Below are 7865 nucleotides of genomic sequence, written 5' to 3'. Positions count from 1 at the left end.
CCCTAAGGGCAAGCAGATCTTCCCGGTGTCAAACTGCAGCGCCTGGGCTGCCTGCCTGAACGCCACCACACCCTGTGCATCCGGCAGCGCGGCTAATGCCCCTTTCGCCGTGGTGGCCAGCGCGCCACAGGCACTGGCCTGCGTCATCGCCTGCTTGAGCTGGGCCAGATCCACTAACGTATTGCCCTGTGCCACGCTCGCCAGTAATCCCGCGATAAACGCATCGCCCGCGCCGGTGGTATCCAGACTTTCAACCTGGAACGCGCTCGCCTGAACCAGTCGGTCCTCCCATAAGACAATCGCCCCGTCAGACCCGCAGGTCACCACCTTCAAACGCGACGGATAGCTTCGTAGGATCTCCAGTGCCTTTTCATGCTGCGTGGTGCCAGCCAACCAGTACAGCTCCTCCTGCGAAAGCTTGAGGATATCGGCCTGCCGGGCAAAATGACGCACGGTGTCTAACATCTCCTGTGCATCGGGCCACATCTGCGCACGCAGATTGATATCAAAACTTAACAGGCCATCACGCTGCTTGATGTAGCTGATAGCCCGTACCAGCGTGTCGCGACAGGGCGTTGCCACCAGCGCCAGGGAGCAAAAATGCAGAATGTCGTTACCAAACGCCGGAAGCGTGTCTGCGGTCAAAAACTGGTCGGCAGAAGGATCGACCAGAAAGGTAAAGCTGCGATCGCCCTCATCCCCGAGCGAGACCAGCACCGTGCTGGTACGGTGCTGCGCATCAAACTGCATAGGCTGGGTATCAACACCCTCCTCTGCCAGCGTGTTACGTAGAAAATGGCCAAACGGATCGTCGCCTACTCTGCCGATAAAACCGCTCTCGCACCCCAGACGCGCGGCCCCGACGGCAACGTTGACCGGCGCGCCGCCTGCACAGGCGGTGTAGTGCATTTCTCCCTGCGGCAGCAGATCAATGACCGCATCGCCTAATGCCCAGATTTTCATAAACTCTCCTTACCGAAATTGTTATCAGAACAGATATTTAAAGCGAACACGTGCGCCGTAGCGTTGGTCATCGTTGCCGGTTTGCGCAGCTGAAGACTCCAGCCAGGAGGCGTAAGCCCCAAGGTAGATGTTGAAATTTGGCATATCCATAATGTTCGGCAGCTGCCATGAGGTATGGATGGTGTGGATGTCGTAGCGGCCTGGGGCCAGGATCGCGCAGTCGCTATCGCAGTCCGCGCTGACGCCTGCCATATTGAACTGGTCAATTTTGTTATGGGCATAGATGTAGCCCAGCTCAACGCGGTGCCATAGCGCATTGATACCGGCGCTGAAGTCTTTCTCGTCAGCCGCATCAAGGTAGGCGGTGCTCAGATTCACCACCGCGCCGTTTTCCGCGTCGGCCTTAAGCGTATTCCAGCTCATGGTCATGCCGTAACCGGTGCGGCTGGACTGATCCCGGAAGCGGCCACTCTCCTGCTGATAGCCGTAGGCGTTATTCACCAGGTTGCTCTCCAGCGCGGCAGCCACCGACCACGGTCCAGACTGCCACGCGGCTACCGGGCGCACATACACGACGTTTTTACGGTTATCCAGCGCGTTGCCGTGGTAGTTCTGATCGACAAACAGGGAACTGCCATCCTCGACCAGCGTATTGACCTCGAAATACCAGTTATCGAGGTTTTTGCTGAGCAGGAAATTGCCCCCGCTGTTACTGCGTCCGCGTCCCTCTTTCATCATGTAGATATAGCCGTAACCGTCGCTGTAGAGATCGTTAGCGGTATTCCCGGAATATTGAATAAAGGTATCCTGATTCAGCGGGAACATATCCCAGGCTTCGAAGCGGCCAATTTTAATTTTCCAGTCATCCTGCTGACCGAAGAAAAAAGCCGCATCGTCGAGATTCATTTTACCGTTCATGTCCGCCAGCGGCTGGACGCTGAAACCGGCATATTTGCCGTCAGCTCCTTTTCGCAGACCATCAAAACCGAGAAGAATACGTCCGTTAATATCCCAGCGCTCTTTCTCACCCGGTGCCCAGTTTTTATTGGCGCTGGTTCTGAGCGATGTTAGCCCGCCGGTGCGACTGGCTCCATCCATATTAAATTCAACGTCGCCATAAAATTTTAAATCGCCGATGTCATTAACCTGTAACGTGGGTTTTGCCGGTGCAGGGGCGGCTACCGTGCGGGGTGCCTCCTGCTGCTTTAAGGCACGGATCTCAGCTTCTGCGCTGGCGGCACGCGCCTCAGTCGCTTTCAGTCGATTTTCCATTTGTGCCAGCCGCGCTTCCAGAGAAAGGCTATCCTGCGCGCACACCACGCCGCTAAATACAGACGTCAACATACAACCGACCCAGATTATTTTCATCGGGAAACCTTTTTTATTATTGAATTAACCAGTTATTTATTACGTAGAGGTACAGTTTGGCGATAAAGACAACACTAACCCGCCCATCGCCAGGGACGGGTTATTCCAGACGCCTGGCTTATTTATTCAAGCTGCCAGGCTCCGCCATCGGACAGTGACGCGCTACCGCTCCAGGCGAATAAGCGCAAGTCCCGTTGATCGCTATCCGGATATATACGGCTACTGAGGCACGCCTCGCCATCATTGACAAAGACTTCAACAGACGAGCTGTCGATAAATATGCGCAGGTGGTGATCGTGGTCGAGGGTTAACGGCACGCTGCGCGTCCCACATAAACCGTGTTGCGGATAATGGCGCTCCAGCACCAGGCGCTGCATCTGCGCATCGACGTAGATCCGCAGGCCATCCCCCAAACTCAGGCCATACTGTTCGGCAGTGCTCTCCGCGCCTTTCCAGCTCAGCACCACCTCCATCGCCTCGGCATTTTCCGCCACGCCAATCTGCTGATTTTTCAGCGTGCTGACCGGCCACGGATACCAGCCCTGACGCAGGCTTTCTACCTCTTTTGCCGGGCGCATCTCTACCCGGTTGTCTGCGCCGAGGCTCAACTCGCGCGGGAGTGACAGCATCCCGGCCCAGCCGTCCTGCTGCTCCGGCAGCGGCGACTCCCACATATCCAGCCAGCCAATCACAATGCGTCGCCCGTCCGGGGCCAGGAAGCTCTGCGGGGCGTAAAAGTCGTGGCCGTGATCCAATTCGATAAACTCACCGGCGCGGACAAACGGCTGCCCCGGCTGCCAGTCCCCCAACAGATAGCCGCTCTGAAACAGATTGCGGTTTTTGAAGCCCTGCGCGGTCATGCCCTGCGGGGAGAACATCAGCACGCGCTTGTCACCAAGAGTGAAGAAGTCCGGGCACTCCCACATAAAGCCCATTCCGGCCTCGGCCTCATCAAGAACCCCCTCTTCCTGCCACTGGCGCAGATCCGCTGAACGATACAGTCGTACCTGTCCGGTCTCGCCCAGACGAGCGCCGACGATCATGTACCAGCTCTCTCCTTCGCGCCAAACCTTCGGATCGCGAAAGTGATGCACGCCCGGCGGCGTATCGACCACAATGCCCTGCCGTTCAAAGTGGATGCCGTCGCGGCTGGTAGCCAGGCACTGCACCTGATAGAGATTGTCTTCGTTATCGGCATCACCGTGGAATTTATGCCCGGTGTAGATCAGCGCCAGCGTGTCGCCGTCCACTACCGCCGAGCCGGAAAAGCAGCCGTCTTTGTCCTCCGGCCCCTCCGGGGCGATCGCCACTGGCAGATGTTCCCAGTGAACCAGGTCCTGACTGCGCGCATGACCCCAGTGCATCGGTCCCCACTGGGTAGAGTACGGATGGTGCTGGTAGAACGCATGATACCAGCCGTCGAACCACACCAGCCCGTTAGGATCGTTAATCCAGCCCGCCCTGGCGGCCAGATGGTAGCGTGGGTACCAGCGCAAGTTAAGCGCATCGTGCTTCACCTTGAGTTCCTGTTCAGCGTCAGCAATTGAGTAGGTCATAGTCTTCACTCTTGTCAGTCAGATAGCGGAAAGTTGTGGCACCTGCGGATCCGCCGAAGCATTGCCGGATCGCAGTAAAAACATGGAGATAAAGGTGATGCCGAACACCAGCACTCCCATAAAGAGATAGGATTCGGCGAAGCCATATTTTTCATAGCTGTAGCCTGCCAGCGGTGACAGCACCGAGGCGATCACCGAGCTGGTGCAGGCGAAACCCACCAGATAGAGCGTCGATGAGAGGCGCTTATCGAAATTCAGGCTGTTGTATTTGAAGATCGCCACCAGCAGTATCGGCAGCTCGACGGCATGCAGCAGTTTGGTAATGGAGATGAGCAGTGGCCCGTCCACCAGCCCGGAGGCGATCATGCGCATCGCCATTACCATGCCAGCGAATATCAAGCCATTTTTAGCCCCGACGCGATTCACCAGCCACGGGGCACAAAACATCCCCGCAGCTTCGAGGAACACCTGAAACGAATTGAGATAGCCATACATCGCATTGCCTTCCTGCGGCGTGGCAAACTGTGACGAGAAATAGACCGGGAACTGCTGGTCGTAGACGCCGTAGATACAGGTGCCAACGACGAAGAACACCAGCGCCCAGAAGCGCGGCAGGGTCAGCAGACGCAGGGCGTCCTGGAGCGTCACTTTGCCCCCCGCCACCGCCTCCTGCATAGCATGGGGCGCAGAGGAGACCCGCAGCCGGGCCAGCAGCAGCAGAAACACCAGTCCGGAGCAGCTGGCAACCGCGAAGTTCAGCTTTGGATCGATGTTAAATAGCAGCCCGGCGAAAAACGTCGCCACCGCCCAGCCCAGCGATCCCCACATCCGCGCTTTGCCGAATTCAAACTGGCTCTGACGCGCCACGCGCTCGGTATAGGACTCCAGCACGCCGATCCCGCCGTTAAAGGTCAGGCCAATAAAGATGCCGCCAAACACGCTGCCGAGCAGGATGTTGATTTTCAACAGGTGCCCAAATAGCAGATAGGCCGGGCCGGAGAGGATCAGCATCGCCGTGAGATACCACAGCAGGTGCTTGCGCAGGCCGAGCTTGTCCTGAATAAAGCCGTAACAGATCTGGGCAAATAGCGCTGAGACCGACAGCACCGCGAAAATAATCCCCGTATCCCCTGCTTTCAGCCCGACTTCCTGATGCAGCCAAATAGAAAGTAGCGAGCTTGAGGAGGACCAGGTAACAAAAAAGAAGAACAGTAAGGCACTGAGTAACGGGTAACTGTGAGAATGATGGGCTTTCATCATGACGATCTCATGTTGGAGGAATGCCTCAATGGTAACGTTAACAAAGCGTAGCACTCACGCCACTTTGCTGAGATTCATGATGTTAATCACAAAAGTTAACGTTAACATAGCAAAGATGAGATCGCGATCAACATTTCTGCTTTACCGCCTGCAACACGCAGGAGCAAGAATAGCGTATGATCCTTTTACATCAGCAACTTAGTTATACTGCCTGAAGCAACACGGCAATGATGGAGTAAGACACATGGCGTCCCTGAAAGATGTGGCAAAACTGGCAAACGTATCGCTGATGACCGTATCCCGAGCGTTAAATAACCCGGAGCGGCTGAAACCTGAAACCCTGGCTCGGGTGCAGCTGGCTATTGAGCAAACCAGCTACGTACCGGATTTGTCAGCCAAGAAGATCCGTGGAGCCCATGCCTCACCAAGCACCATTGGCGTGTTGGCGCTGGATACCGTGACGACCCCGTTTTCAGTAGAGATCACCCTCTCTATCGAAGAGACCGCCCGCGCCCATGGCTGGAACAGTTTTGTGGTTAACATGTTTTCCGACGACAGCCCGGAGACCATGGTGGATCTGCTGCTCTCCCACCGTCCGGACGGCATTATCTTTACCACCATGGGTCTACGGCAGGTGCCGCTGCCCGCCAAGCTGCTGACTCTGCCCTGCGTGTTGGCAAACTGCGAAAGCCTGCACGAGCCGGTGGCGAGCTACATTCCGGATGATGAACAGGGTCAGTATACCGCAGTGAAGGCGCTGCTGGCCGCGGGATATCGTCGTCCGCTCTGCCTGCACCTGCCCGAGAAGCACCTGGCGACTATTCGCCGTCGTCAGGGACTGGAGCGCGCCTGCCGCGAAGCCAACGTCGATCCCGATACGCTCGACCACGCCTATATGCAGTTCGGCGATGAGCACTACCGCGATATGCCCGCCCAACTGCTGGCGCATATTCGTCACGGCAAGCCGCTGTTTGACTCCGTGATCTGCGGTAACGATCGCATTGCGTTTATGGTGTACCAGACGCTGCTCGCCCAGGGGTTACGTATCCCGCAGGACGTCGCGGTCATGGGCTATGACAATATGGTGGGCATTGGCGATCTCTTCTTCCCGCCGCTGTCGACGGTACAACTGCCGCACTATGATATTGGCCGCCTGAGCGCGCTGCATATCATCAATCAGGAAACGCACAGCGATACCATCCGCGTCGAAAGCCCGCTGCTGCTGCGCGAATCGCTGTAGCAGTTCACTCCCGGAGCAACCGTCCGGGAGTGCTACAGACAGGTTACTCTTTTGCTATCGGCGTGGCGTTCTCTTCGATTTTCGTCTCACCCTGAATAGCGGCAATTTTCTTCTCGACGTCCGCTACCTCCTCGCTGCTGTGCAGCAAGGTATAGGTCAAATCAAACTGCGTGCTGGCACCCGGCTCTAACTGCTTGACGCGCTTCTGCTCACGTTCAATGGTGACCGGGTAGGCGTAGTTAGTCCCTGGCTCAATCCCGGTGACGTAGCCCTGTTTAACGGTATCGGTATTTTTCCATAACGTCAGCACCGGCAGCTGGCGAGTGTCGAACTGGATAGATGCGCCCTTATCGCCCGCTTTGTTCACCACTGCTGCCAGGGTCTGGTGATCCTCCCCGGAGAGCGGCTGGATGTTAAACACCCTCTCATCGAAGCCTTTGGTCGGGCCGGCATAAGTCTGCCATGTCTTAAGGCCCTCTTTGGCATAGTCGTTAAACGGGCTGATGCTGGACATCGGTGCAAGGAATCGCGCTCCCTCTTCGAGGATCGGCATGCCGAAGTTACTGTGATAGATAATTTGATAATCGTGCGGATAGTCAGCGTGGTTAGTCAGCACATCATGCAGGCTGAAGCTGTTGCTGCCGGGCACGTAGCGCAGCTCGGTCATGGTTTGCAAATCGGCCTTCTTGAAGGTGCTCTCTTTGACCAGGCCACGAATGCGGATTTCGTGTGGCGCGGCGTCAGCCACCTCAACCTCGACCTGTGAGGCTGGCGTATTCCCCGCTTTCCCGTGAAGGGTGTAGATCTGTCCATCCGCAGTGACTGGATGCCCTGTCCACTCATAGCCGCAGCGCACCATCATTTCATTGAAACCTTCCAGCCAGCCCAATCCGTTCCGGCTTTCCAGATTGATAAACGCCGGATTGACCACCTCTTTCACCGGTGAATCCCAGCCCATTTTGGAGCCGAAGCCCTCAATACGCAGCAGGTTCATGCCGCGGGTTGGACTCCAGGTGATAGTAAGCCCATCCTGACTGGTAATAACGAGGATCTTACTGCCCTCCTGCTTACCGCCGTGCAGCACTTTTTGCTCGATGCTGAACGGCGTGTCTTTAATGTTCAGCTCACTACTGGAAATCTTCCAATTTCCTTTATCCATGCCCTGTTCAGCGCTGGTCAGCACCCAAGTTTTAGCCGCTGCCTGTCCAGAAATCAGCAGGGCAAGTACCGTTAACGTCAGTTTAATTTTCATCACTCTTCCTTTTTGCTGAATCGATTATTACGTGTCGTCGGAAAATCTACTTATTTGCAGGTTAAAGAAATGTGACGAGGTTCACCTGACGAGAAAGGTCGCACTTTAAAGGGAAACGCTGTGGATGAGATCGCATAAAACATGAAAACACCCCGCATAGTTGCGTGCAAAATGCGGGGTTGGTGGGATTTAGCTTTATCGTTTCAGCTACGCATGATTCCGTTCG

Annotated in this window: 6 protein-coding genes; 1 reads left to right on the top strand and 5 read right to left on the bottom strand. The window is 56.1% G+C overall.

Annotated elements, in window-relative coordinates; genetic code table 11:
* The 4 genes from FN633_RS10595 to FN633_RS10580 all read right to left on the bottom strand — a co-directional run.
* A partial coding sequence (locus tag FN633_RS10595; RefSeq protein WP_154058905.1) for an aminoimidazole riboside kinase occupies nt 1-963 on the bottom strand: 963 nt, incomplete at its 3' end.
* Between the two features lie 24 nt (nt 964-987).
* Nucleotides 988-2331 (bottom strand): carbohydrate porin, encoded by a 1344-nt coding sequence (locus tag FN633_RS10590; RefSeq protein ID WP_154057681.1) that lies wholly within the window; start codon nt 2329-2331, stop codon nt 988-990.
* Between the two features lie 122 nt (nt 2332-2453).
* The gene (locus FN633_RS10585; protein ID WP_154057680.1) at nt 2454-3887 is read right to left on the bottom strand and encodes a glycoside hydrolase family 32 protein; all 1434 of its coding nucleotides are present in this window, start codon (nt 3885-3887) and stop codon (nt 2454-2456) included.
* 18 nt (nt 3888-3905) lie between these two features.
* A complete protein-coding gene (locus FN633_RS10580; protein WP_154057679.1) occupies nt 3906-5147 on the bottom strand; it encodes an MFS transporter in 1242 nt (413 codons plus the stop codon).
* Nucleotides 5148-5391: 244 nt separating this feature from the next.
* Between FN633_RS10580 and FN633_RS10575 the strand changes: the two genes are divergently transcribed.
* Nucleotides 5392-6387, top strand: coding sequence for a LacI family DNA-binding transcriptional regulator (locus FN633_RS10575; RefSeq protein ID WP_154057678.1), 996 nt, complete (start codon nt 5392-5394; stop codon nt 6385-6387).
* 43 nt (nt 6388-6430) lie between these two features.
* Here FN633_RS10575 and FN633_RS10570 read toward each other — a convergent pair whose 3' ends face one another.
* The gene (locus FN633_RS10570; RefSeq protein ID WP_154057677.1) at nt 6431-7639 is read right to left on the bottom strand and encodes an aldose 1-epimerase family protein; all 1209 of its coding nucleotides are present in this window, start codon (nt 7637-7639) and stop codon (nt 6431-6433) included.
* Between the last annotated feature and the right edge of the window lie 226 nt (nt 7640-7865).

This window comes from Pseudescherichia vulneris, from assembly GCF_902164725.1.
In the GTDB taxonomy this organism is placed as follows: Bacteria; Pseudomonadota; Gammaproteobacteria; order Enterobacterales; family Enterobacteriaceae; genus Pseudescherichia; species Pseudescherichia vulneris.
The sequence above is the reverse complement of the archived record's forward strand: the minus strand, read 5'-3'. Positions and strand labels throughout refer to the sequence as shown.

What these genes read in the sequence shown, in the direction of transcription:
- FN633_RS10585 (WP_154057680.1), bottom strand. Translation starts at nt 3,887, where the DNA reads ATGACCTACTCAATTGCTGACGCTGAACAGGAACTCAAGGTGAAGCAC.
- FN633_RS10575 (WP_154057678.1), top strand. Translation starts at nt 5,392, where the DNA reads ATGGCGTCCCTGAAAGATGTGGCAAAACTGGCAAACGTATCGCTGATG.
- FN633_RS10580 (WP_154057679.1), bottom strand. Translation starts at nt 5,147, where the DNA reads ATGATGAAAGCCCATCATTCTCACAGTTACCCGTTACTCAGTGCCTTA.
- FN633_RS10570 (WP_154057677.1), bottom strand. Translation starts at nt 7,639, where the DNA reads ATGAAAATTAAACTGACGTTAACGGTACTTGCCCTGCTGATTTCTGGA.
- FN633_RS10590 (WP_154057681.1), bottom strand. Translation starts at nt 2,331, where the DNA reads ATGAAAATAATCTGGGTCGGTTGTATGTTGACGTCTGTATTTAGCGGC.